Origin of the sequence: Brucella gallinifaecis, assembly GCF_006476605.1 — a bacterium.
GTDB lineage: Bacteria > Pseudomonadota > Alphaproteobacteria > Rhizobiales > Rhizobiaceae > Brucella > Brucella gallinifaecis.
Genome location: NZ_ML636802.1, coordinates 161,018 through 187,094, shown reverse-complemented (window position 1 = coordinate 187,094; position 26,077 = coordinate 161,018). Strand labels below are relative to the sequence as shown.

The following is a 26,077-nucleotide window of genomic DNA, read 5'->3' as shown; positions in this document are numbered from 1 at the left end:
CTGAAAAACTGACGAAATAAAACATTGTGATTGTTTACACTTCACCGGAAATCTCGCGTCTGCGCCGGTCCAGCTCTTCATTATAGCGGCGCAATGTGTGTGCCTCGCTCAAAAGCCCGAGTACCTTGCGTTCCTGCGCATTATTGATGACTGCGAGGGCTTCCGCTTCTGCCCTGTCAAAGCGTACGACCGCTTCTTTTGCATTCATATGGGGCAGCAGAAATTCATCCTGATAACGCAATAATTCGCGGATGCTGCGTGTTTGGTCTGTTTTGTCAAAGCTCTCTGAATATGCTTCCGGCACTGGTATCATGCCGACATAATGACCTTCACTGTCTACTGCGATAACGCGTTGGGTCGAACCCAGCGGGAAATCGTGACGGAATGTCTCAATATCTGTATCAATCGGTACGGTTTTAACGTCATGTCGCATCATGCGATGAACAGTGAGATCGCGAACCCAGCCAATATCATGCGCTGAACGAATGGCTTCGCCACGCAAATGGAACCGCCATGTGGCGAACGAATAGCCGAATGTTTTTCTCACCATAAGTGATGACGAGACGACAGCGCCCAGAACAAGCATTGCCAGCGGAAAATCCCCTGTCAGCTCCAGAGCCAGAAAAGCCATTGTCAACGGGCCACCGATGATTGCAACGGCCATCGAGCTCATGCCGATGACGGCATAGGCTTCCGGTTCAAGCGTAAGCGGCAGAACATAGCCGCTGAGAATGGCAAATAACTTGCCAGTGAGTGCTCCCAAGAACAATGATGCAAAGAAAAGACCACCGCGAAAACCGGAGCCGATGGAAACAGCGGATGCAAGAGATTTGCTGAAAATCAGCAGCAACAATACCGGAATTGTCAGATTGGCATTAAGGTCCAGATGCAGCGCACCATGACCAGAAGCCAGAACCTGTGGTGAAACAAAAGCGATCATGCCGATAGCTGCCCCGCCAATTGCCGGCGCCAGCACTGTAGGTATAACGCTTTTACGGGCAAGCTGCTCTACGGTTGTGACACCGCGCATGATAAGAATGCCAATGCCTGCCGTCATGAAACCGAGAACAAGAGCTGGCAGATAGTCGCGTGCAGTGATCCCGTCGAGCGGGCCGATATGAATCACCAAAGGTGCGCCGCCAATGGCTTGTGTAACCAGCATTCCAACAATCGCTGCCACCACGACAGGGGCCAGAGTTGCAATCGAATAGACGCCGATAATCAGTTCAAATGCATAGAAGGCGCCCGTCAGGGGCGCGTTGAAAGCACTCGCAATAGCCGCCGCCGCACCGCATCCGACCAAAGTGCGCAAATCGGCCCGGCGTAGCTTCAGTATCCGCCCGATGCGTGAGGCAAAGCCACTTGAAAGCTGCGTATAGGCCGCTTCCAGCCCAACCGATGCCCCAAAGCCGTTTGAAATAAGGTTTTGACCAACCAGAATAAAACTGTCGGTCAGTGACAGGTGCCCGCCATGCAGTGCATTGGCTTCGATCGGGTCAACAATGGGTTTTTTGCGCCAGCGTGCCAGTATCCAGACGACGATACCCATCAATATGCCGCCAGCGACAGGCGCAATATAGGCAGCTATGTCGAGCTGAGAGGCCGAGCTTAGCCGTTCTCCTTCAGCTAGTCCGAAAAGCGCCTGATGCATCCATTGGGAAATGCCTGCAATGGCTGCCACGGCGAGGGCGGAGATGATACCAATGACGGCACCGGCAATGGCCAGACCGATCTCGCTGCCGCGCACAAGTGCACGCATACGGAAAGGCACAAAGAGAACCCGCAAATACCGGTTATGACGCAGCTCGTTGATATTCATGGACCATACATCGAGAGAAGCAAATCAGTTTCAGTGCGATCATAGGCAAAAACGAATAACCAAGCCTTAGTAATTGCACCGGATTTTTGTCCGTGAACTGCAATTTATTGACGGCATTAATATGGCTGGAAGAAATCTGTCATTTTTTACAGGCGCCCAAAAGCGCCGAAAACCCGGGTTTTTAGCACAAAATTAAGAAAAGGTTTACGATTTCAATCACTTGGCGTTAACCGCATATTTACCCTGTTCAGTAACCATAAGGACAAGTTTTTAGCGTTCACAGGTAATCGAGTATCCCATGTCTCTAGTACGTCTTGCACATGAGTTGCCAATTGAGGCCCCACGTACCGCCTGGCTCGACTCTATCATCAAGGGTGATTGCGTTGCCGCCCTGGAGCGTCTGCCTGATCACTCGGTGGACGTCATTTTTGCTGATCCTCCTTATAATCTCCAGCTTGGTGGCGATCTGCATCGCCCGGATCAGACCATGGTCAGTGCTGTGGATGATCACTGGGACCAGTTTGAAAGCTTTCAGGCCTATGATGCCTTTACCCGCGCATGGCTGATGGCTTGCCGCCGCGTGCTCAAGCCAAATGGCACGATCTGGGTGATTGGCTCATATCACAATATTTTCCGCGTGGGCACACAGCTTCAGGATATTGGCTTCTGGTTGCTCAATGATGTCATCTGGCGCAAGACCAACCCTATGCCAAATTTCCGTGGCCGTCGTTTCCAGAATGCGCATGAAACATTGATCTGGGCTTCGCGTGACGAAAAAGGCAAGGGTTACACCTTCAATTACGATGCCATGAAAGCAGCGAATGACGATGTGCAGATGCGCTCTGACTGGCTGTTTCCGATCTGCACAGGCTCTGAACGTCTGAAAGACGATAATGGCGACAAGGTACATCCGACACAGAAGCCGGAGGCTTTGCTTGCCCGTATTCTGATGTCATCAAGCAAGCCGGGCGACGTTATCCTTGATCCATTTTTCGGATCCGGCACTACGGGTGCTGTTGCAAAACGCCTTGGCCGTCATTTTGTCGGCATTGAACGTGAACAGGATTACATTGATGCTGCAACAGCACGCATTGCCGCAGTTGAACCACTGGGCAAGGCGGAACTGACCGTGATGACGGGCAAGCGTGCAGAACCGCGCGTCGCTTTTACCTCGATTATCGAAGCAGGACTTTTGCGCCCGGGTACAGTCCTGTGTGATGCACGACGTCGTCATGCTGCGATTGTGCGGGCTGATGGAACATTGGCGGCTAATGGCGAAGCTGGTTCCATTCATCGCATTGGGGCGAAAGTACAGGGTTTTGATGCCTGCAATGGCTGGACTTTCTGGCATTATGAAGAAGCAGGCATATTGAAGCCGATTGATGCCTTGCGCAAAGTCATCCGCGATGAAATGGCCGCAGCGGGCGCATAGAACACCACCACACTACCATCGGACGACCTCCAACAAAGTCTGATGAAAAGACCCTCGGAGCAGATTGCTTCGAGGGTCTTTTTTCATGCGTTGTTTGCAAATCGCCAGAAAGAACAATCAAGGTTTTTTCGTTCCCTTTTTGAAAGCATCCGGCAGTGCGGCGCTGATTGCCTTTTTCATCACCGTTGGCAGCGCTTCGCTTTCAAGCTCACTTTCTGCGGACCACCAGCCGTCAATGGTATGACTTTTTTTGATATTGCTGGCTGAGTAGACAGACAGGCGCAATTCAAAATGCGTGAATATATGCGTGATATTGCCCACAGGCTTCCAATGCGCAGGAAAGGGGGCTGATTGGGTTGTCGTATCTCCATCAATACGTGCAGTCCATCGACTGCCGGGAACTTCACTCATGCCAGCCAGCAAACCTTCGCCTTTGCGCTTGCGCAGCAATATTGCGCCATCATCTGCAATAGCGATAAATGCTGCACCGCTTCGCACAGGCTTGGGCGCTTTGGGCGCCTTGACCGGAAATGTTTCAGGATCGTGATGTGCGAGTGCTTCACAGCCATCATTGACCGGGCAGATTGCACATGCCGGACGATGCGGCGTGCAGATGGTTGCGCCTAAATCCATGACTGCCTGCGCAAAATCGCCGGGTCTGTCATGGGGTGTCAGACTTCCCATGAGATCACGAATTTCAGATTTTGCCGCGGGAAGAGGGGTATTTATGGCATAGAGGCGCGAAATGACACGCTCGACATTGCCGTCGACAACAGCAGCCGGTTCTCCAAAGGCAATGGCAGCAATGGCTGCCGATGTATAGTCACCAATTCCCGGTAGTTTTTTCAATTCAGCCGCGCTGGAGGGGAATTTTCCGTTATAATTTGCTGCAATAATATCTGCGCATTTCTTGAGATTGCGGGCACGGGAATAATAGCCTAAGCCCGCCCAGGCACGAAGAATATCATCCTCACTGGCCTTGGCCATGGACGCAACATCCGGCCAGAGTGTAACAAATTTTTTGAAATAGGCTTTGACGGCCTCAACGGTTGTTTGTTGAAGCATGATTTCCGATAGCCAGACACGATATGGATTTTGGAGCGTTCCGCGCGAGTTATCATATGGATTTACACGCCAGGGTAGAATACGATGGTGGCGATCATACCAGCTAAGGATTGCCTGGGTGTGGTCGGGTTTCAATATATTAAGCATCGTGATGGTAGGATTGAGCCAGCTGAGTGAATGTGTGATTTTCCTTAATCATGAATTAGGGAAAATGATATCAATTTGAAGTGTCTTCAAGGGGGCACGCTATGATAGACAGCCCTGTAGTGATATTGGGGCGTAAATCTCAAAGAAAGAATGCTCGTGAATAGTCATGTCCCGGTCTATGTCCTCAATCTTGCGCGTTCTGCGCAGCGCTGGGATGATGTAAAAGCGAGTGCCGGTCAGTTCGGTGTCGATCTGCGACGGATCGAGGCGGTTGACGGCAAGCTTCTCAAAGATGAAGATATTGGCAATTTTGATGCCGCAGCCTTTCGGCGATATCATGGAAAGATTGCTTTACCGGCAGAGATTGGTTGCTATTTTAGCCACATTAAAGCTCTCAGGGCAATTATTGCTGCGCCTGAATCATATGCCGTTATTGTTGAAGACGATGTGCGGTTTACCGCTGATTTTTTGCCATTTATTACCGATGTGAGCAGATTGAAGGGCTGGGATGTAATCAAGCTCGTCAATCATCGTATGGCAGCCTATCGAGGTTTTGTGAGCGTCAATGCGCGATATTCAATTGGCCGTTGTTTACATGGGCCTTCGGGCAGTTCAGCTGCCTATCTTCTGACGAAAGAAGGGGCGGGCAAGATTTTGGATGCGATTCAAATAATGTCTTTGCCATATGATGTGGCCTTGGAACGTGGCTGGTCAGGGGGCTATGAGCTGTTTCAGTCAAATCTCCCGCTCGTCAAACTTTCAGATACTGCAATTTCGACAATTGCGCAGGGGCGTGATGCCTATGCCAAAAAGCGTTTGCCGCCCTATAAACGGATCAGCACACTTTTTTTCCGGGCCACAGACTATATCAGGAGAATCGCATACGCTATGCAGATGAATCGACTACATATGGAGACTGAATGAGCTTTTTGAAAAAGACATTCCTTGTTCGGCGAAGAATTGATCATTGGGCTCTGACCATTGCATCTGCCGCAATGCCGATACGAGTTGGGCTCGGACCCGTACTGCTTTTTGTATTTTCATGCCTTGGTATTTATCTGGCGGTTTTCCGGCATGGAACAACGCGATTGTTTGCAAAGAAGTTTTATATTTTTATTCTTCTCTATGCTGCCTGGTCGCTTGGACTGATCCTTTATCGGGGAGAGCCCTTTGCCGATAATCGGCAGATTGGCTATACTCTGCTTATCGCCGTTTTCGCTTTTGCAAGTGCCGGTATGGTGCTGGTAAGAGACCCGCTGCGATCCTATGTCGTTGGATCGCGCATAGGTCTCATTGTGACTATGCTGGTAGTATCCTATCTTGTTTTCACGCATGATGAGCGTATTGGCGTAGGAGGTAACGCAGCGGTCTTTGCGTTTGTAGCAGGCGTTGCCGCCATCTCCGCCACATTACCGATTTTGAATGCACCCCGTTATCTGCCGAACGGACCCCATTGGCTGGTTCTGGGGCTTGCAGCAATCTTGCCATCAGAGACACGCGCGATCATTGTTGTGTTGCCGCTTTTTGCTGCCATTGAGATTATCTGTTTTCTCAAAAAATATAGCATAAAAAAACAAGGTGCGGTTTATGCGGTTTTTTTTGCAGCATTAGCCGCAGTCATCGTTGTCGGTCCCGTTGGAGATATAATTTCCAAACGATTTGCCGGGATGGTCGAATATTATGAGACTGGTGACAGTTCAAAATGGCAGGATAAGATTTCAGCCGATATTCGCGAAGTTATGTGGAAAAATTCTGTTATAGTTATTAAGCAGCACCCCATGATTGGCGTCGGCTCTTATTCAAAGATGGATATTGTAAGGCAAGAAGCAGGTGAGCAGGCTTCAATGCTTGCCGGTTTTCGCCATGTTCATAATACAGTGCTCGATGAATTGCTCAATGATGGTATTATTGGCCTGTTTTTCTTGTTTGCGGCTTTTGCCTCGATTTTCGTCTATTTGTGGCGCACGGCCAACAGCTGGGCTATGAGGCGTGTATTGATTTATTTTGCCGTTGCAGCTGGTAGTTATGGCATGTTGCATAATCCTTTACTGCATGAAGTGACGATCGCATCCGTGATGTTCTTCATTGCAGCATTAAATGCTGATGCTTCACGTCGTATTATGGCTTTGCGCCGCTCCGGGCTTGAAAATAATATTTGCAGGAAATGACATCTATGAAAGCAATCGTGACTGGTGTCGCTGGTTTCATCGGCTTTCACACGGCATTGCGCCTTTTGGATGAGGGCTGGCAGGTTATCGGCATTGATAATCTCAACGCATATTATCAGGTGGAATTGAAAGAAACCCGTCTGGCCAAGTTGAATGATCGCGATGGTTTTCGTTTTGCGCAAGCTGATATTTCAGATGCAGAGGCTTTTAATCATGCAATTGGCGCTGATGTTGATGTCGATATTATCGTGCATCTCGCAGCTCAGGCTGGTGTTCGTTATTCCATCGAAAACCCCGCTGCCTATGTTTCAGCCAATATTATGGGGCAGGTGAGCGTTTTTGAAACGACACTCAAGCTCGAAAAACGTCCGCCGATAGTGTATGCCAGCTCGTCATCAGTCTATGGGGCGAATGAAAAAATTCCTTTTTCGGAAAGTGATGCAGTTGATCATCCGGTCTCTGTCTATGCCGCAACCAAACGATCAGGCGAACTTCTGGCAGTGTCTTACAGGCATGTGCATGGTCTTTATTCGACGGGTTTGCGTTTTTTTACGGTCTATGGTCCGTTTGGACGCCCGGATATGGCGCCATGGCTGTTTACCTCGGCAATCCTCAAAGGGGAGCCGATCCGGGTTTTTAACAATGGTCAGATGCAGCGTGATTTCACCTTTATTGATGATATTGTGAGCGGCGTCCTGGGGGCTGTGAAGCGTATCATCGAAAAGCCGGAACAAACCGAGCCAGTTTATAATCTGGGTAATAATAACCCTGTTATGCTCAATGATTTTATTGCAGCAATTGAAAAAGCATGTGGCAAGCAAGCAATTCGTAAGCTTGAACCAATGCCGGCCGCCGATGTCCCGCGTACCTATGCAGATATTGCGCTGGCTAGCCGCGATCTTGGTTTTCGCCCTAAAACTGCGCTTGATGAAGGTATTCCTTTGTTTGTTGAGTGGTTTCGCGGCTATAATGGAACGCGATGAGCGAACGCAAACCAAAACGCGGCTTCCGCCCACTGGCTGATATGACCTCTGGTCTGATGGACCCGATATTGCAGAAGCGTGCGGGTATCAGTCTTTCATTGCTCCAGTCATGGGAAGATATTGTTGGCCCGGCAATAGGCAGCTCTTCGCGGCCTTTGCGTATTCTCTGGCCCCGGCGGCTACATGAGGATGACCCTTTCAGCCCGGCCACGCTGATTATTGCTTGCGAAGGATTTGCCGCCTTGCAGATACAGCATGAGACAGGCGAAATCATCAGCCGGGTGAATGGTTTTCTTGGCTTTTCTGCTGTTGGACGTATCAAGATTGAACAGAAACCGCCTGCAATTGATTTCAGGCGTAAACCAAAACGCTTTGCAACGCTTGCCCCTTCAGAAGAGCGGCGCATCGATAAGGCCACGGATGGTATTGAGGATGATGCGCTGCGTGCGGCACTGGCGCGTCTTGGCAAGAATATCCTTGCAGAGAAAAGATCGACAAAGAAGTGAACGCTTTGCCATAAAATTGATTCAAGGCAGGTGTTGAACTTCATTTGATGAAGTGAGGGCTGGTGCATAATGGCTCGCCGCTTTAAATTGTTATTAAAGTCAACATTGAAACAGGACTGGATGATTCGTATGCCTGCAATGCTTAACCGCAGACATGTTATTTCTCTTGCAGGCGCAGCAGCCGCAGGATTGGCGCTTGCTGGCAATGCAGGCGCACAGGCACGCAGTGCCGATGCCTCTGTCGATGCAGCCAAGGTTGCTGAACCCGGCAAGCTCAAGGATATGGTTTACGGCAATGCCGATGCGCCTGTTACGATTGTTGAATATGCTTCGCTGACCTGTTCGCATTGTGCTGATTTCACAATCAATACGTTTCCGGCCATCAAGGAAAAATACATTGATACGGGCAAGGCACGTCTGATCTTCCGTGAATTCCCGTTTGATCCACGCGCAACCGCTGCTTTCATGCTGGCCCGCTGTGCGCCTGAAGATCGTTATTTCCCTATGATTGACGTTTTCTTCAAGCAGCAGCAGCAATGGGCCGGTGCAGCCGATGGCGAAGCTGCATTGCTTCAGATTGCGAAACTTGCAGGTTTTACACAGGAGTCGTTCAAGGCTTGCTTGACGAACCAGCAAGTTCTCGATGATGTGAGAGCAACCATGGAACGCGGATCGACGGAATTTGGTGTCAATGCCACACCAACTTTCTTTATCAATGGACAGAAATACGCTGGAGCCCTTTCGGTTGACGAGATGTCGGCAATCATTGACAAGCTGCTCTAAGCCACTTTTCGGCAAGAAAAGCGGGCGCTTTATTGCGTCCGCTTATTGCGTTTTCAAGGGGAGGGCACGCTGATGCGCTTCTCCAAACTGCGCCTTGTTGGTTTCAAGTCTTTTGTCGAACCAATGGAATTCGTCATTGAAGGCGGATTGACTGGCGTTGTCGGGCCGAATGGCTGCGGCAAATCCAATCTCGTTGAAGCATTGCGCTGGGTGATGGGTGAAAACTCATACAAGAACATGCGTGCTTCCGGTATGGATGATGTGATTTTCTCCGGCTCTGCTACGCGCCCCGCACGCAACACGGCAGAAGTTACCCTTTTTCTTGATAATTCCGACCGTACAGCACCCGCTGCCTATAATGATCAGGACGAGTTGCAGGTCTCGCGCCGCATTGAGCGTGAAGCAGGTTCAGTCTATCGTATCAATGGCAAGGAAGCACGCGCCAAGGATGTGCAATTGCTTTTTGCTGACCAGTCGACGGGCGCACGCTCACCCTCCATGGTTGGTCAGGGCAGGATTGGTGAGCTTATTCAGGCCAAGCCACAGGCGCGTCGTGCACTGCTTGAAGAAGCGGCCGGTATTTCCGGTCTGCATACCCGCCGCCACGAAGCGGAATTGCGGCTTCGTGCAGCGGAAGGCAATCTTGAACGCCTTGAAGATGTGGTGGGAGAGCTTGGCAGCCAGATTGACAGCCTGAAACGTCAGGCGCGTCAGGCCAACCGGTTTAAAGCCCTGTCGGCTGATATCCGCCGGGCTGAAGCCTCCTTGCTGCATCTGCGCTGGTTGCAGGCAAAGGCACAGGAGGGAGAAGCGCAAAGTTCGCTTGCGCAGGCAACATCCATTGTTGGTGAAATGGCGCAGGAGCAGATGAAAGCCGCTCGTGAACAGGCCGTTGCTGCGCATAAATTACCTGAAATGCGTGAAGATGAAGCCAAAGCCTCTGCCGCTTTGCAACGTCTTTCCATTGCCCGCTCCCAGCTTGATGAAGAGGATGGACGTATTCGCGCCCGTCGTGCCGAGCTTATGAAACGGCTTGAGCAATTGAGTGCTGATATTGCACGTGAAGAGCAGATGGTGCGTGAAAATGCAGATCTTCTCGCCCGGCTCGATGAGGAAGAGCAGGAATTGACGGTTTCCGGTGAAGCATCCGGGGAGCGGGATGATGAGCTGCGTGCGGTTTTTGAAGATGCGGAAATTCGTTTGCAGGACAGCGAAAATGCGCTGGCTCGTGTAACGGCGGAGCGTGCAGAAGCGGCTGCCGAACGCACACAGATCGAGCGGGTCTTGCAGGAAACAAAAAACCGCCGTGACCGTCTGGCAAATCAGATGGAAACAATCGAACGCGATATTGCAGCAGTTGTCGAACAGATTGGTGGATTGTTTGATCCCTCTGAAAAGCGTCTTGCTGTCGAAGCTGCAACAGATGTTCTGGCAGCGTCTGAGGATGCGGTGCTTGAGGCAGAAGAACGTGTCGGCGCTGCACGTGAACGCGAGGTGGAAAGCCGTCAGCCACTGAGTGAAGCGCAGACCGAACATAACCGCATCGAAACCGAAGCGCAGACATTGATGCGTATTCTCAATGCCGGGGAGACAGGGCAATTCCCGCCGGTTGTTGAAGAATTGCATGTCGAAAAGGGCTATGAAATTGCTCTTGGTGCAGCCCTTGGTGAAGATCTGGATGCAGCAAGTGACACCAATGCTCCTGTTTTCTGGGCCTATAATCCGGCGGCTGAAACCGACCCGGCACTGCCCGATGGCTGTGTTTCGCTTGACCGTCTGGTCAAGGGGCCACAGCAATTGCGCCGCAGACTGGCACAGGTCGGCGTGGTCTCCGACAATGATGGACCGCGTTTGCAGGCAGCATTGCGACCCGGACAGAGATTGGTCAGCAAGGCTGGGGCGCTGTGGCGTTGGGATGGTTATACCGCAAGCGCCGATGCGCCGACACCGGCGGCCCAGAGGCTTGCTCAAAAGAATCGTCTGGCTGAACTTGAGCAGGAGGCCATTGCTGCTGCTGCTCGTGTGCAGGCTGCGCAACAGGCTGTGCAGCGCTTTGAAACTTCTGTCCGTGAAGCCGTGGAGCAGGAGCGCGTTGCACGGGATATCTGGCGTTCCAACCAGCGCAAGCTGGATGAAGCGCGTGAAGCGCTGGCCGCAGTTGAACGCGCAGCCGGGCAATTGGCGACAAAACGCGCCGGCCTTGAAGAAGCCAAAGCACGCCTTGAGGAAAATCTCGAAGAAGCACAGATGCGCGTCGTTGAAGCTGAAGACCGGCTTCATGAAATGCCGGATATGGATGCAATCAGTGAGCGTCATGCGGCTCTGGCAGCCGAGGTGCAGTCAAATCGTGCGCGTCTTGCCGAGGCCCGTGCGGCCTATGAGGGACAGCGCCGTGAAGCAGATAACCGTATGCGGCGTCTGGCGATGATTGGGCTTGAGCGTCGTAACTGGATGTCCCGTGCACAAAATGCGCAACAACAGATTGCAGCGCTCAATGACCGGCGGTCAGAAGCTGCTGATGAAGCTGAAACATTGGCTGAAGCCCCTGAAGAGATCGAAAATCGTCGCCGTGCATTGTTTAACGAGTTGTCGCAAGCCGAGGAGCGACGCAAGCAGGCTGCCGATCGTCTTGCGCAGGCAGAGACTGCACAGGCTGAGCTGGACAAGGCTGCGACACTTGCCATTCAGCAATTGGCAACCAGTCGGGAACAGCGTGCGCGTGCCGAAGAGCGGCTGACCGCTGCCGAAGAGCGTCGCAAGGATGCGGAAGCGCGTATAATTGATGCGTTGAATTGCGCTCCGCATGAAGCCATCAGACATACCGGATTAAAGCCTGAAGATCCTATGCCCGATACCGATCAGCTTGAACGCCAGTTAGAGCGTTTGCGGATCGAACGCGAACGTCTTGGCGCGGTCAATCTTCGTGCAGAAGAGGAAAGTCAGGAACTGATTGATCGTCTTGAGGCGATTATTTCCGAACGCGAAGACGTCATTGAAGCGATCAAGAAATTGCGACAGGCGATCCAGAGCCTTAACCGCGAAGGCCGCGAGCGTCTGCTGGCGGCGTTTGATGTTGTGAATGTGCAGTTCCAGCGTTTGTTTACGCATCTTTTTGGTGGCGGTACTGCGGAATTGCAGCTGATTGAAAGCGATGATCCGCTGGATGCGGGACTTGAAATTCTGGCCCGTCCTCCGGGCAAGAAGCCGCAGACAATGACGCTTCTTTCAGGTGGTGAGCAGGCGCTGACTGCCATGGCGCTGATTTTTGCAGTGTTCCTGACCAATCCGGCACCGATCTGCGTGCTCGACGAAGTGGACGCGCCGCTCGATGATCATAATGTTGAACGCTATTGTAACTTGATGGATGAAATGGCGGCTTCAACACAGACGCGCTTTGTGATCATCACCCATAATCCGATCACCATGGCGCGTATGAATCGTCTGTTCGGTGTGACAATGGGCGAGCAGGGCGTGAGCCAGCTTGTTTCGGTTGATCTGCAAACCGCAGAACAGTTGCGCGAGGCAAGCTGAATCATAGCTCGAAAAGGGGCGACGGTTTTTCGCCAGGACATGCCACATCATTTCCATAGGGTGTGGAGAGTCAATAATCACTATTTTTCGCTCCAGACAGCAAGCTCATTGCCAGCAGGATCGGTAAAGTGAAAACGCCGGCCACCGGGAAATGCAAAGATTGGTTTCACAACTTTGCCGCCGGCTTCTGTGACAGCTTTGAGCGTTTCTTCAAGCTGCGTTGAATAAAGGACCGGCAACGGTTTGTGTGTTGCTTGCGGGTCGGCATCAAAACCGCCGTCCAGTCCTTCTGCAAAAGCGGAATAGGTTGGACCGTAATCAACAAATGACCAGCCAAATGCACGCGCATAAAAACTCTTTGTGCTGTCCAGCGATCCGTTGAGCGCAGGCATTTCAAGATAATCGAGCTTGCCGGTGATCCGCATAACCAACTCCATTTGTTCCTTATTTGTTCTTATTTTTGCCGCAAGACGCAACAAGAGTCAATCCTGGCCCCGGCTGAAAATCAGTCTAATCGATTCTATTACGCTCCTTTGTCTTTTTTGATTGGCAGACAATGGGTTGATCGCATAAGCACGGGGACAGTTTCTGCAGTTCTGTGGAAAACACAGATATTGCGGACCCGTTACCTACGCATGGGAGGCCAGAATGGCAAAGTGGGTGTACGCATTCGGTGATGGCAAGGCAGAGGGTGCTGCGAGTGATCGCAACCTTCTCGGCGGCAAAGGTGCAAATCTGGCTGAAATGAGCAGCCTTGGTTTGCCGGTGCCGCCCGGTTTTACGATCACGACAGAAGTGTGCACCTATTATTACGACCATGAGCACTCTTATCCTGATGCGCTTGACCAGCAGGTGCAAACAGCGCTTGATCAGGTTGCAAACCTGACCGGGCGGGTGTTTGGCGGAGCGCAAAAGCCTTTGCTTGTATCGGTACGTTCGGGTGCACGTGCGTCCATGCCGGGCATGATGGATACGGTTTTAAATCTTGGTCTTAATGACAAGACGGTTCAGGCGATTGCGCGTGAAGCTGGCGATGAGCGCTTTGCCTATGACAGCTACCGCCGTTTTATCCAGATGTATTCAGATGTCGTTCTGGGTGTCGATCACGGTTTTTTTGAAGAAATTCTTGAAGACAAGAAGGCCGCTCTTGGCGTCGAAGTTGATACGGCATTAAGTGCTTCCGACTGGAAAGACGTGATTGCGCTTTACAAGAGCAAGGTTGAGGAAGAGCTTGGCGAGCCTTTTCCGCAAGATCCGCGCGAACAGCTTTGGGGCGCGATCAGTGCTGTTTTTTCAAGCTGGATGAATGCGCGTGCAATCACATATCGCCGTTTACATAATATTCCGGCCCAATGGGGCACAGCGGTCAATGTTCAGGCCATGGTGTTTGGCAATATGGGCGATACTTCGGCCACAGGTGTTGCCTTCACCCGCAATCCTTCGACGGGTGAAAATAAGCTCTATGGTGAGTTTCTGGTCAATGCGCAGGGCGAAGATGTTGTTGCAGGCATTCGCACGCCGCAAAACATTACCGAAGATGCACGCATTGCTGCCGGTTCTGATAAGCCTTCGCTTGAAAAGGTCATGCCGGAAGCTTTCGCAGAATTTCTGAAGGTCGCAGACCGGCTTGAACAGCATTATCGTGATATGCAGGATCTGGAATTCACCATTGAGCGTGGCAAGCTGTGGATGCTGCAAACCCGGTCCGGCAAGCGCACTGCCAAAGCTGCACTCAAAATGGCCGTTGAAATGGCTGCTGAAGGCTTGATCAGCGAAGAAGAAGCCATATTGCGTATCGACCCGCTGGCACTTGATCAGTTGCTGCATCCGACCATTGACCCACGGGCCGAGCGCATTGTCATCGCTCAGGGTTTACCGGCTTCTCCGGGGGCTGCCACAGGTGAAATCGTGTTTTCGTCCGAAGATGCGGAACAGGCAAAATCGGAAGGGCGCAATGTCATTCTGGTGCGTGTTGAGACAAGCCCGGAAGACATTCACGGTATGCATGCAGCTGAAGGAATTCTGACTACACGTGGCGGCATGACCAGCCATGCGGCAGTTGTTGCACGCGGTATGGGCAAGCCCTGTGTGTCGGGGGCGGGGTCGCTTCGTGTTGATTATCGCAATGGCATCATGCTGGCAGCAGGCCAGACTTTCAAAAAAGGCGATATCATCACCATTGATGGCAGCAATGGTCAGGTGCTCAAAGGCAAGGTTGCCATGTTGCAGCCGGAATTTTCCGGCGACTTTGGCAAGCTGATGGAATGGGCAGACAAGACCCGACGCATGAAGGTGCGTGCGAATGCTGAAACGCCTGCCGATGCACGTACTGCACGTTCATTCGGTGCGGAAGGGATTGGTCTTTGCAGAACCGAACATATGTTCTTTGAAGGTGAACGTATCCTTGCAATGCGTGAAATGATTCTTGCTGACAAGGAAGATGGTCGCCGGGCAGCTCTGGCAAAGCTGTTGCCGATGCAGCGTTCGGATTTTGTTGAGCTTTTCGAGATCATGAAGGGCTTGCCGGTCACGATCCGTCTGCTTGATCCGCCTTTGCACGAGTTTTTGCCGCGAACTGATGAAGAAGTTGCTGAAGTGGCAAGTGCCATGGGCATTGATGCGGACCGGCTGCGCGAACGCGCTGAGAGTCTGCATGAATTTAATCCGATGCTCGGTCATCGCGGTTGTCGCTTGGCAATATCCTATCCGGAAATTGCCGAAATGCAGGCGCGGGCAATCTTTGAAGCAGCCGTTAGCGCAGGCAGCAAAACCGGTGAGCCGGTGGTGCCGGAAATCATGGTGCCGCTGGTTGGGCTCAAGGCGGAACTTGATTTTGTCAAAGCGCGTATTGATGCGGTGGCAAAAGAGGTGATCAGCGAGTCCGGTGTCCAGATCGATTATATGGTCGGCACGATGATCGAATTGCCCCGTGCGGCTTTGCGCGCTGCTGAAATTGCAAAAACAGCAGAGTTTTTCTCGTTTGGTACCAATGATCTGACGCAGACGACATTTGGTATTTCGCGCGATGATGCAGCACCGTTTCTTTCGACCTATCAGAGCCGCGGTGTGATCGAGCAGGACCCTTTTGTTTCACTGGATTTTGAAGGTGTGGGAGAGCTGATCCAGATCGCAGCCGAGCGTGGGCGCAAAACACGTGACAAGCTCAAGCTTGGCATTTGTGGCGAACATGGCGGTGATCCGGCTTCTATCGCCTTTTGTGAAAAAACCGGCCTTGATTATGTATCATGTTCACCCTTCCGGGTGCCGATTGCACGTCTTGCGGCAGCGCAGGCGGCCATTCGTAACAAGTGATTGGTTTGAATCGGGGAACTTAATGTTTCGTCTCTTGTTAGCTGCGGGGAGCGTATTTGTTGGTTTAAGCACTGTGGCCAACGCCCATGATGCGTTGCCGCAGCGGGAGAAGCATGAGAAAATCACGATTGTAGAACCGCAATTGCGCATTGCAAAGGGTGGTTCTGCGGCACCTCAGATTGCGCTTACGCTTGATGCCTGTATGGGAAAGACCGATCATCGCATATTGGATGTTTTGGTGCAGAAACGTATCCCGGCAACAATTTTTGTGACCGCACGCTGGCTGAAGCAGAATGCCGAAGCTTTTGCGGTTATGAAGGCGCATCCTGATCTGTTTGACATCGAAAACCACGGCAATATGCATGTACCGGCCATAACGAACAGGCCGACCATGTATAATATCAAAACGGCAGGGTCGCTGGATGCTGTTCGATCGGAGATTGACGGCGGTGCGGATGCAATCGTGAAATCAGGAGCGCCAAGGCCGCAATGGTATCGGGATGCGACAGCCCGTTATTCAACCGATGCTGTCAAACTCGCCCAAAGCATGGGTTATGAGATTGGCGGTTATTCGCTCAATGGCGATCAGGGGGCATCCTTGCTGGCTCCTGTCGTTGCAAAGCGCATTGCGGGCGCACGCGATGGCGATGTCATCATCTCGCATATCAACCAGCCAACACGCTCAGCAGGTGAGGGCGTTGTGAAAGGCATTCTTGCTCTTCAGGCACAAGGCATGAAATTTGTGAAACTGCGTGATGTAAAAACCATTCTGACACTCAACCCGATCCATGATCCTGATGTGGCGGCACCTTCAGCCCTTGTAAAACCGCATGAGCCAAAGCCTGTTGAGTGATGGTTTTCAGCTGCCTTTGGTTGTTTTGTTCGTGGGTGTCAGGCTTTTCATGACAGCGGCATAATTGCGTCCAAGGCTGACAAAAAGAGCATTTTCACCTATAGGTGGCTCTACTGACAATGTTGTTCCGTCATGGCCCAGTGTTACAAAAACAACCTGGTCTTCTGGCTGCCCGGCAATGGCAATAGCACCAATTCGCTGGGCTTTGGTCGTGTCCAGTGCAGGCATGTTGAAAAGAACTTCTCCGCCCACACGCTCGGCTGCTTTGGCAAGGGCTGTATCAAATCCTTCAATGAAGACATCAATGGCACCGAGCGCAAATTCAAGCTCGACAGCTTCCAGCGTCATGACATCCTGTTCTGTTTCAGCAGTTGCGGATGTGGCTGGCGGCTGGCCATTATGATGGGTGCGATCCATATCGTCCTTTCCGACGAATCCTAAAAAAGCCCCCATATACGCGATCATGCCTTTCGTTAGAATTTGCTGCAATATCTTTTCTGTTGATTTAACTATATTTTTTCCCCTCATTTTTATAGCTGGATGAATTGCCAGTCTGTGTTGCGCCTTTTTCTTTTGCGCCACATCAGTCTCTGTTATGGATGAATGGGCTATGAAAACCGTTGGGACACTGCATGAGAAAACTTCGCTATCAGCGTCGTCAGTCACGCTCCGCAATATGGGCATTGCGGTTTGGCGTGTTTGCAGCTGTGCTGTCAGTGCTTGGATTTATCCTGCACAGATCGTCTCAAATTGAGACACCTGATTTTGTACTTGTCATGGCTGCTGGCGGGTTTTTTTCACTACTGGCCCTGCTATGCGCGGCAAAAGGATTGCGCAATCTATGGGTAAACGGTGACAAGGGCGGCACGCGTTCGTTCTGGGGCAGTTTTCTGGCATGTGTGGTGCTGTTTCCCATCTGCTTTCTTGCTTCGCTCTGGTATGGTTCACCACCGCTTCATGACGTGGCGACCGACCTCGAGAATCCGCCGCAATTTCCTTCAAACATGCCTGCGCGGCTGCCGCGCATGAATGCGTTGACTGCTGAGATAAAGGGCGAATTGCCTGGACAGATGTCCGCCTATCCCGATGTGACAGGCCGTCGTTATGAAGCGGCCCCTGACCGGGTGGCGCAAGGCGTGGAAAATACGTTGATGCTCTTTGGCTGGACATTGATCAGCCGCGACATACCAATGAATTCGCATGATTCAATACGTTTTGCGGCAACGGCCCATAGCGCCATTCTTGGATTGAAGAGCGATGTGGTGATCCGTTTGCTGGATGAAGGCGAGACCACTTATGTCGATATGCGCTCGGTCTCGCATTATGGTGAGCGGGATATGGGGCTGAATGCCGCTTTCATCACCGGATTTTTGTCTGCACTGGGCGGCGAAGTGAACAAGGCGCCTGCCGACGCACAATGATCAGCATGGCTGATAGATGCCGTGCAAGGATGGATTGCCATCCGTGATGATTTCACCACGCCCGACCAGATCTTCCAGATGGGCCAGAACGGAAAGTGCGGCAGCTCCATGCAGACGCGGGTCTGTCTCGCGGTAGATTGCCTTGACCATATCGGCAATGATGCGATCACCTTGCCTGATCCGTTGCAATATTGCGCGCTCGCGCATTTTTCGATGCGTGCGCAAACCGCGGACAAATGCAGCAGGTCTGGTGACTGCACCGCCATGGCCGGGCAGATAGATATGGTCATCACGTTCCAGCAGTTTTTCAAGCGAAGCCATGTAATCACTCATGGAGCCGTCTGGTGGCGCAACGATGGATGTGGCCCAGGCCATCACATGATCGGCGGAAAAAAGAATACCGCTACCTTCCAGACTAAAAGCCATATGATTGGCAGCGTGGCCTGGTGTGTGTATGCCGCGCAGACTCCAGTCGTCACCATCGATTTTTGCGCCATCGATAAGAGCTATATCTGGTAAAAAATCAGTATCTGCACTGGCTTCGAGCATATTCACTTCGCCAAAGTGATAGGCACGCGCAGGGCGATGCGGACCTTGTGCAACAAGAAGCGCTCCGGTGTGTTCTTTCAACCGTTTTGCAAGCGCCGAGTGGTCTCGGTGGGTATGGCTCACAAAAATATGGCTGACGGGGCGACCGGCAATAGCTGCAAGCAAGGTTTGAAAATGCTGCTCGTCTTCGGGACCGGGATCAATAATGGCGAGCGTATGGGTGCCGATAATGTAGCTGTTGGTGCCGTGAAATGTAAAAGCACTCGGATTATTGGCCGTTAAGCGCAAAAGGTCTTTACTCAGGGCAACCGGAGTTCCATATTCAGGGGAGAAATGACCGTTGAAATCGAGTGCCATCGAATTCCATTCTTCTTTGGTTTTATTGATTAAGCGGATTAAGGCTTATATAGTCGGGTTTCAATTGGATAATCTGAATGCAGGACTTTAAAGTCCGGTCGAAGGAGTGAGACGAACATGCAGCACAGATCAAAGTCAAAGGTTGCGGCCGCATCGCTTGCAGCGAGCTATTTGCCAACCGGGCAATTGACACGCGCATTCTATTTTGTCTCGCTGGCCCTGATCGGCACGGCAGTTCTGACAATTTCTGCAAATATCAAGGTTGACCTTCTTTACGTCAATGTGACGATGCAGACTTTTGCTCTTTTTGCGATTTCTGCGATTTACGGTTCGCGGCTGGCCGTTGCAACCGTTGCGCTCTATTTGCTCGAAGGGGCGCTCGGAATGCCGGTTTTCACCGGTACGCCTGAAAAAGGCATTGGCCTTGCTTATATGGTCGGACCAACCGGCGGTTATCTTCTCTCCTATCTGGTGGCTGCATGGATGATTGGCCGCGCTGCGGATAAGGGGCTGGCGCGTAATCCTTTTGCGCTTGGTGGCGTGATGCTGCTTGCTGAGGCTGTCATTCTGATCATGGGTGCAGGCTGGATGGCTTATTTGTTCGGCCTTGAAAAAGGCATTGCTTTTGGCCTTGGTGTTTTCATCATCGGGGATTTGGTTAAGCTTGCATTGGCGGCCTGCGGTGTTCCGGCAGTCAGCGCATTTTTCAAGCGTCGCTAGATTTAAGCAATTGATAGATTTTAAAGGCCGGGCAAGAACCCGGCCTTTTTCATATCTTTGTTGAAACTGCTTCGTGATTGACAATGCACCTGTTGCAAAGCTTTGTTAGTGCATATGTGTCGAATTTATCGGGAGGATCGCGTGAAGTTTCAAACGCTTGAGGTGGAACCGCTAACAAAAGCAGGCTTTGCGTCCTTTGGCGATGTCATCGAGACGGAAGGTGCCGAACGGCGTCTTATCAATAATGGTACAACGGAGCGTTTTCACGATCTGGCCCGTGTTGAAGCTGCAGGCACTGACGCCCGTGTGCTCATCAATATTTTCCGGGGGCGATCTTTTGCATTGCCGATTGATATTGTGATGCTGGAGCGCCATCCATTCGGATCGCAGGCTTTTATCCCGCTGCATCGCCGGCCATTTCTTGTTGTTGTGGCAGAAGATGCAAATGCTAAACCTGTAAAACCAAGGGCGTTTCTCGCGCGTGGTGACCAGGGCGTGAATTACTGGCGCAATGTCTGGCATCATCCGCTGGTTTCGCTGGAAGAGACTTCAGATTTTCTTATTGTTGATCGTGCAGGGCGCGAGGATAATCTGGAGGAGTATTTTTTTACGGATGTCACATATCGGATTGAAGCCATTCCGACGCTCGAAACAAAAAACTGAGGTTGATCATGGGTAAGCTCTCCACACATGTTCTTGATACCGCTTCTGGTAAACCTGCGGCGGCGATGCGGCTTGAACTCTATCGCCTTGGTGCTTTGGGTAATCTGGAACTGATAAAACGTATGGTGACAAATCTTGATGGCCGTACCGATGCGCCATTATTAAGTGGCAGCGAGATGCAGCAAGGCATTTATGAATTGCAGTTTCATGTCGCCGAATATTTTGAGGGTAACGGTGCAGACGTAACCCGCCCGCCATTTCTTGACCTCATTCCGATCCGTTTTGCCATTGCCGATGAGGACGGCAATTACCATGTGCCGTTGCTGGTCAGTCCGTGGTCCTATTCAACTTATCGCGGTAGCTGACTTATCCCCCTTGGCATGAATAGGATTAAGCTTGCTCGCATTATAATTGCGAGGAGTTTTTCATGGACCAAACCCCTAATCTTAAATTGCCCTATATCATGCCCAGTCAGGCGCAAAAGCATGTAACCCATAATGAGGCGATACGCCTTCTCGATGCGGTTGTGCATCTGAGTGTTAAATCGCGGCTAAACACAGATGCGCCTGCCAGCCCCATATCCGGCGAACGCTATATTGTCGCGGCCCCTGCTGGCGGAATCTGGTCCGGCAAGGATGGTATGGTCGCCTTTTTTGTTGATGATGGCTGGTCGTTTATCAGTGTCGGCAAAGGATGGCTTGCCTTTGTCGAGGATGAAGATCAACTGCTGATTTACAATGGTACGAGCTGGCAGAACACGGCGTCAGTTCCTGATAGTTTGACACTTTCCATGTTGGGCGTGCAGACAGATGCTGACGAAATTAACCGGTTTGCCGTGTCATCAGAGGCGAGCCTGTTCAACAATGCCGGTGCCGGTCATCAGGTGAAGATCAACAAGAATGCAGTGACAGATACAGCAAGCCTTCTATTCCAGACAGCCTGGAGCGGGCATGCAGAAATGGGCTTGAGCGGCGACAATAATTTTCGCATCAAGGTTGGAGATGATGCTGGCAACTGGCGTGAGGCGATGAAAATCGATCACGCAACCGGAAATGTTGCTGTGGGGCAGATTTGGCCATCAACACGGCTTCATGTTGATGGACCTATTCGTCTTGCATCCTTTACGGTGGCCGCTTTACCATTGGCTTCGCAACCCGGTCCGGGAGCTATGGTTTTCGTCAGCAATGCGACAGGTGGTGCGCAAATGGCTTATTCTGATGGCGTTGCCTGGCGTTCATTTCGTAATGGCGGTTTGATTATCCTCAATTCTACTTCTTGTAATATCCTCAGATACCAAACTTAAATGCTTTTGAAGTAATAATATACTATCTTCACTTGAATTGAGTAAGTATTTGTTTTCCTTGACGCCTTTTGGATTTACGCCATACATTTTTTTAAAAGATTTAATAAGCTGGCTTGGATCATTGAAACCGCAGCGATAGGATATTTCTTTAATAGAAGGTACTCTATCCGGGCTAAACATAATAATTTTATATGCAAGCTTCAGTCGTTTGTCGCGAATGAACTTTGAAATTCCGCCATGTTTTTCAAAAAGACGGTAGAGATTTGAGCGCGAAATATGAAAGTGCTCTATTATGAATTGTGGGCAAAGAAGTGGATTGGCCAGATTATTTTCTATAAAAGCTATAATCCTGTGGCGGATATTCAATATTGGTACCCAGTCACCGCTCAGACCTTTATCGACACCGTTTAAACTTGAAGATAATAAAGAGAGAAGTGCTTCTTTGATGCCAATGGCTTCTACAGCGCTGAATTCAGCTTCTATGTTGATTATGCCCTGGATGTAATTGGATAATATTTTTGTCGATGGTAAGTGCTGTTTTAATATGACGCCATGGAGGTTTTTCCATGCATAAATTTTTTCAAGTTCATTTTTTGAAATATTGATGTTGATGCGAGATCCGGCACTGACTTCTCCCGCTGTGGTTTGTGAAAGATCCGTAATATAAATATCGCCAGGTTGAGCGTAAACTTCCACATCATTAAAAGTGCTATACATCGTGCCGGCTGTCACGATTTGGATAATATAGTGATCTAGTCCGCTTTGGGCGATTGTTCTTTTTGTGCGGACATATCTCTGACTATTGAAGGTCGAATTCCCAATCAGAAGTGACCCTATTGCGCGCCATCGTACGCTGCCATGGAAACCTTTGATTTTTTCATCGGTATTTTCAGACACTTCATATATTGGTTTGATTGTCTCGCGCCATAGGTCATCTTTTCTTTTGGCATCCACCATGTTCGTTGAAAAGAAAAATTCTTTTTTCATATTTATTCATGCAGACATTGTTTTGGTTGCGCAATATAACCGGGGAGTGCGAATGGAATTGTCGCAAAATTATTGTGATAGAGTATAGTTTTAGTAAAATATCATATAATGGATATAGGCATCATAATATAATGTATCTATATTAAGAATACATATTATGAAACTCAATTTTCAATTTATTATAATGAAAAAATCAATTGGGAAAAGATCGAAATTATTCGAATTTATAGAATTCATGTTTCCATATTGTGGAGAACATAACTAAATTTTGAGCATTGATCATGCCGGGTCAGCATCTTTAAAAACGATGCAGGCCCGGCATGTTTATTTGTTTCGCATCCCTGTCAGTAGGGGCTGTCGACCTGGCCCATTTCCACATACACAGTCTTGATCTGACTGTAATGTGTCAGGGCTGCAATGCCGTTTTCCCGTCCAATTCCAGACTGATTATAGCCGCCAAATGGTACTTCAACGGGTGTTAGATTATAGGCATTGATCCAGCAGGTGCCGGCCTTGATCTGGCTGATGACGCGATGTCCACGTGCAATGTCAGCGGTGAAGACACCGGCAGCCAGACCAAATTCGCTGTCATTGGCGCGGGCGACCACTTCATCCTCTTCGGAAAAGTCAAGAATGCTCATGACGGGTCCGAAGATTTCCTCCCGCGCGATTGTCATATTATCGGTGACATCGGTGAATATGGTCGGTTCAATATAGCTGCCTTTATCAAAACCCTGAAGTTTCGGGATGCCGCCACCGCAGACAAGTGTGGCGCCTTCTGCCTTGCCTTTTTCGATATAGGACAACACTTTGTTGCGTTGTGCATGATTGATGAGCGGCCCCATCTGGGTGGCTTCATCCAGCGGGTCGCCGATGCGAATTTTACGGGTGCGTTCAGTCAGGCGTTCGACAAATTTCTCGCGGATGTTCTTGTGTACGAAAACGCGCGTACCATTTGAGCAGACCTGACCTGTAGAATAAAAATTGCCGAGCATCGCGCCGCCAATTGCATTGTCGAGGTCTGCATCGTCAAAGATGATAATTGGCGATTTGCCACCCAGCTCCATGGTGACATGCTTGAGGCTTTCGCCAGCCTGCGACATGATCCGCTTGCCGGTTGGAACAGAGCCCGTCAGCGACACTTTTGCTGTCAGACGGTGATTGACGAGTGCCGCCCCCACTTCGCCAAAGCCCTGAACAACATTGAACAGACCATCAGGAAGGCCAGCTTCCATATAGGCTTCTGCCAGCGCAAGTGCTGATAGAGGGGTATTTTCAGACGGCTTGAAAATGAAAGCATTGCCCATTGCCAGCGCCGGGGCGGATTTCCAGGCAGCAATCTGGATCGGGTAATTCCAGGCGCCAATGCCGACACAGATTCCAAGCGCTTCACGGCGAGTATAGGCAAAGGAGCCACCAAGCTCGACGAATTCACCGTTAAAACCAGCAACCACCCCGCCGAAAAATTCAAGCGCATCGGCAGCTGATGCAGCGTCTGCAACCAGCGTTTCTTGCAGCGCTTTACCCGTATCGAGTGTTTCGATCTTCGAGAGTTTCTTGTTCTTTTTACGCAGGATTTCTGCGGTGCGGCGCAGAATGCGACCGCGCTCAACCGGTTTTAGCGCCGCCCATTCGCTTTGCGCTTTCAGTGCAGCCGCATAGGCTGCTTCGATTACATCAGGGGTTGCAGAGTAGAGTCTGGCAATTTCTTCGCCTGTTGCCGGATATATCACAGGCAATGGCGTCCCGGCCTTGTCTTCCACAAATGCGCCGCCGATGAAGTGCGAGGCTTTTGGTTGTGCTTTCATTTTTTTCTCCTCGAAATTCATTAGCGGTCGGATATTTCCCAACGTGGGTTGATCCATGGTTGCTGATTGGACCGTCCCAGTGGCGTGCGCCCCAGAATATGATCGGATGCCTTTTCACCCGTCATGATCGATGGGCCATTGAGGTTGCCATTGGTAATGCGCGGGAAGATCGACGAATCTGCAACGCGCAATCCCTCAACACCAATGACCCGGCATTCAGGGTCAACCACGGCCATTGGATCATCAATTGAGCCCATTTTGCACGTTCCACAAGGATGGAATGCACTTTCCACATGTTCGCGCAGGAAATCATCGAGTTCACTATCAGACTGAACATGAGCACCGGGCTGAATTTCTTTGCCGCGATAGGGCGCAAAAGCATCCTGCCCGAATATTTCGCGCGTCAATCGCACGCAATGACGGAAATCAGCCCAGTCATCCTCATGGGACATATAGTTGAACTTTATGACAGGCTTTTCACGAGGATCGGCCGAACGAAGCGTAACACTGCCGCGGGATCTGGAGCGCATGGGCCCGACATGGGCCTGAAAGCCGTGCGATTGGGCTGCCGCCTTGCCGTCATAGCGGATGGCAACTGGCAGGAAATGATACTGAATATCTGGATATTCTACACCCGCTTTTGAGCGCACAAAGGCAGCAGACTCAAAGTGATTTGTCGCACCATCGCCGGTTTTGAAGAACAGCCATTGTGCGCCAATTCTGGCTTTTGAAAATAGGTTAAGTTTTGAATAAAGCGTGATGGGCTGCGTACATTCCTGCTGGATATAAACCTCCAGATGGTCTTGCAGGTTTTGGCCAACACCGGGCCGATCGGCTATCACTTCAATGCCATGTTCTTTAAGCTGTGCGGCTGGCCCGATGCCGGAAAGCATGAGAAGCTTTGGCGAATTGATCGATGATGCGGCGATGATCACTTCACGGCGTGCGCGAATGGTCGAGAAGCTGCGCCCAGCTTCAATTTCAACGCCAACGGCATGTTTTCCATTTATTATGATTTTTCGTGCCAAACCTCTGACAAGTTTGACATTAGGACGCTTGAGAGCCGGTTTCAGATAGGCATTGGCCGCAGACCAGCGACGTCCCTCATGGATCGTCTGCTCCATCGGGCCGAAACCTTCCTGCTTTTCACCATTATAATCTGAGGTCAACTCAAAGCCCGCCTGATGACCGGCATCGACAAAGGCCTTGAATAATGGATTATCGCGGCGACCGCGCTGAACATGCAAAGGACCATTGGTGCCGCGCCAGCCCTCCTGTCCACCATGCGAATTTTCCATCCGTTTGAAATAGGGCAACACATCGGCATAGGACCAGCCGCTTGCGCCACTTTCCGACCAATGGTCATAATCGCGTGCATGACCGCGCACATAGACCATGCCATTGATGGATGATGAGCCGCCAACCACCTTGCCGCGCGGGGTAACGAGGCGGCGTCCACCGATATGGGGTTCCGGCTCTGTCGAAAATCCCCAGTCATAGGTTTCCATATTCATGGGAAAGGAGAGGGCGGCAGGCATCTGGATCAGCGGACCAATGTCCGGGCCACCATATTCGATAACAATGACCGAATGTCTGCCATCTTCTGACAGACGATAGGCCATGGCTGACCCGGCAGAACCGGAGCCGATGATAACGAAATCTGCTTCCAT

The 26,077-nt window shown here is 50.9% G+C and carries 22 protein-coding genes; 14 read left to right on the top strand and 8 right to left on the bottom strand.

Going from position 1 to position 26,077, the window contains the following annotated elements; translation table 11 throughout:
- Positions 1–34: 34 nt before the first annotated feature.
- Positions 35–1,819 carry a chloride channel protein gene (locus FHY56_RS05505; protein ID WP_140904174.1) on the bottom strand — a complete coding sequence of 595 codons (1,785 nt, stop codon included), beginning with the start codon at positions 1,817–1,819 and terminating at the stop codon, positions 35–37.
- A 298-nt stretch (positions 1,820–2,117) separates the two neighbouring features.
- Between FHY56_RS05505 and FHY56_RS05500 the strand changes: the two genes are divergently transcribed.
- On the top strand, positions 2,118–3,251 hold the full coding sequence (locus tag FHY56_RS05500) for a site-specific DNA-methyltransferase (protein ID WP_140904173.1): 1,134 nt from the start codon (positions 2,118–2,120) through the stop codon (positions 3,249–3,251).
- A 117-nt stretch (positions 3,252–3,368) separates the two neighbouring features.
- On the opposite strand, the gene mutY is transcribed toward FHY56_RS05500, so the two are convergent.
- Positions 3,369–4,463, bottom strand: coding sequence for an A/G-specific adenine glycosylase (gene mutY, locus FHY56_RS05495; protein WP_140904172.1), 1,095 nt, complete (start codon positions 4,461–4,463; stop codon positions 3,369–3,371).
- A 156-nt stretch (positions 4,464–4,619) separates the two neighbouring features.
- Between mutY and FHY56_RS05490 the strand changes: the two genes are divergently transcribed.
- From FHY56_RS05490 to smc, 6 genes are all read left to right on the top strand, one after another.
- Positions 4,620–5,387: a glycosyltransferase family 25 protein gene (locus FHY56_RS05490; protein WP_140904171.1), complete on the top strand. Its 768-nt coding sequence runs from the start codon at positions 4,620–4,622 to the stop codon at positions 5,385–5,387.
- Positions 5,384–6,631 (top strand): O-antigen ligase family protein, encoded by a 1,248-nt coding sequence (locus tag FHY56_RS05485; RefSeq protein WP_140904170.1) that lies wholly within the window; start codon positions 5,384–5,386, stop codon positions 6,629–6,631. The genes FHY56_RS05490 and FHY56_RS05485 overlap by 4 nt, the downstream gene beginning before the upstream one ends.
- 5 nt (positions 6,632–6,636) lie before the next feature.
- Positions 6,637–7,614, top strand: coding sequence for an NAD-dependent epimerase/dehydratase family protein (locus FHY56_RS05480; RefSeq protein ID WP_140904169.1), 978 nt, complete (start codon positions 6,637–6,639; stop codon positions 7,612–7,614).
- Positions 7,611–8,120 (top strand): DUF721 domain-containing protein, encoded by a 510-nt coding sequence (locus FHY56_RS05475; protein ID WP_140904168.1) that lies wholly within the window; start codon positions 7,611–7,613, stop codon positions 8,118–8,120. Before FHY56_RS05480 ends, FHY56_RS05475 begins: the two co-directional genes overlap by 4 nt.
- Positions 8,121–8,249: 129 nt before the next feature.
- Positions 8,250–8,903, top strand: a complete 654-nt coding sequence (locus FHY56_RS05470) for a DsbA family protein (protein ID WP_140904366.1) — start codon at positions 8,250–8,252, stop codon at positions 8,901–8,903.
- A gap of 72 nt (positions 8,904–8,975) precedes the next feature.
- Complete coding sequence (smc, locus tag FHY56_RS05465) at positions 8,976–12,434, top strand: chromosome segregation protein SMC (protein WP_140904167.1); 3,459 nt, start codon at positions 8,976–8,978, stop codon at positions 12,432–12,434.
- Positions 12,435–12,514: 80 nt separating this feature from the next.
- Here smc and FHY56_RS05460 read toward each other — a convergent pair whose 3' ends face one another.
- A complete protein-coding gene (locus FHY56_RS05460; protein WP_140904166.1) occupies positions 12,515–12,859 on the bottom strand; it encodes a VOC family protein in 345 nt (114 codons plus the stop codon).
- Between the two features lie 223 nt (positions 12,860–13,082).
- Here FHY56_RS05460 and ppdK point away from each other — a divergent pair, with 223 nt between their 5' ends.
- A complete protein-coding gene (gene ppdK / locus FHY56_RS05455; RefSeq protein ID WP_140904165.1) occupies positions 13,083–15,746 on the top strand; it encodes a pyruvate, phosphate dikinase in 2,664 nt (887 codons plus the stop codon).
- A gap of 22 nt (positions 15,747–15,768) precedes the next feature.
- Entirely contained in the window at positions 15,769–16,599 is an 831-nt protein-coding gene (locus FHY56_RS05450; RefSeq protein WP_140904164.1) for a polysaccharide deacetylase family protein, read from the top strand.
- Between the two features lie 6 nt (positions 16,600–16,605).
- Here FHY56_RS05450 and FHY56_RS05445 read toward each other — a convergent pair whose 3' ends face one another.
- Positions 16,606–17,016 carry a hypothetical protein gene (locus FHY56_RS05445; RefSeq protein WP_140904163.1) on the bottom strand — a complete coding sequence of 137 codons (411 nt, stop codon included), beginning with the start codon at positions 17,014–17,016 and terminating at the stop codon, positions 16,606–16,608.
- Positions 17,017–17,231: 215 nt separating this feature from the next.
- Here FHY56_RS05445 and FHY56_RS05440 point away from each other — a divergent pair, with 215 nt between their 5' ends.
- A complete protein-coding gene (locus tag FHY56_RS05440; RefSeq protein ID WP_140904162.1) occupies positions 17,232–18,020 on the top strand; it encodes a DUF1499 domain-containing protein in 789 nt (262 codons plus the stop codon).
- Here the strand turns inward: FHY56_RS05440 and FHY56_RS05435 are convergent, their stop codons facing one another.
- The gene (locus FHY56_RS05435; protein ID WP_140904161.1) at positions 18,021–18,926 is read right to left on the bottom strand and encodes an MBL fold metallo-hydrolase; all 906 of its coding nucleotides are present in this window, start codon (positions 18,924–18,926) and stop codon (positions 18,021–18,023) included.
- Positions 18,927–19,043: 117 nt separating this feature from the next.
- Here FHY56_RS05435 and FHY56_RS05430 point away from each other — a divergent pair, with 117 nt between their 5' ends.
- From FHY56_RS05430 to FHY56_RS05415, 4 genes are all read left to right on the top strand, one after another.
- Positions 19,044–19,646, top strand: a complete 603-nt coding sequence (locus FHY56_RS05430) for a biotin transporter BioY (RefSeq protein ID WP_140904160.1) — start codon at positions 19,044–19,046, stop codon at positions 19,644–19,646.
- 141 nt (positions 19,647–19,787) lie between these two features.
- The gene (locus FHY56_RS05425; protein WP_140904159.1) at positions 19,788–20,309 is read left to right on the top strand and encodes an ureidoglycolate lyase; all 522 of its coding nucleotides are present in this window, start codon (positions 19,788–19,790) and stop codon (positions 20,307–20,309) included.
- Positions 20,310–20,317: 8 nt separating this feature from the next.
- Positions 20,318–20,674 carry a hydroxyisourate hydrolase gene (gene uraH / locus FHY56_RS05420; protein ID WP_140904158.1) on the top strand — a complete coding sequence of 119 codons (357 nt, stop codon included), beginning with the start codon at positions 20,318–20,320 and terminating at the stop codon, positions 20,672–20,674.
- Positions 20,675–20,736: 62 nt separating this feature from the next.
- The gene (locus tag FHY56_RS05415) at positions 20,737–21,612 is read left to right on the top strand and encodes a DUF2793 domain-containing protein (protein ID WP_140904157.1); all 876 of its coding nucleotides are present in this window, start codon (positions 20,737–20,739) and stop codon (positions 21,610–21,612) included.
- On the opposite strand, the gene FHY56_RS05410 is transcribed toward FHY56_RS05415, so the two are convergent.
- From FHY56_RS05410 to betA, 3 genes are all read right to left on the bottom strand, one after another.
- A complete protein-coding gene (locus FHY56_RS05410) occupies positions 21,544–22,599 on the bottom strand; it encodes a helix-turn-helix domain-containing protein (RefSeq protein WP_140904156.1) in 1,056 nt (351 codons plus the stop codon). The two genes, FHY56_RS05415 and FHY56_RS05410, sit on opposite strands and share 69 nt — an antisense overlap.
- Positions 22,600–22,943: 344 nt before the next feature.
- Positions 22,944–24,407: a betaine-aldehyde dehydrogenase gene (betB, locus tag FHY56_RS05405; protein WP_140904155.1), complete on the bottom strand. Its 1,464-nt coding sequence runs from the start codon at positions 24,405–24,407 to the stop codon at positions 22,944–22,946.
- 20 nt (positions 24,408–24,427) lie between these two features.
- Positions 24,428–26,077, bottom strand: a complete 1,650-nt coding sequence (gene betA, locus FHY56_RS05400) for a choline dehydrogenase (RefSeq protein ID WP_140904365.1) — start codon at positions 26,075–26,077, stop codon at positions 24,428–24,430.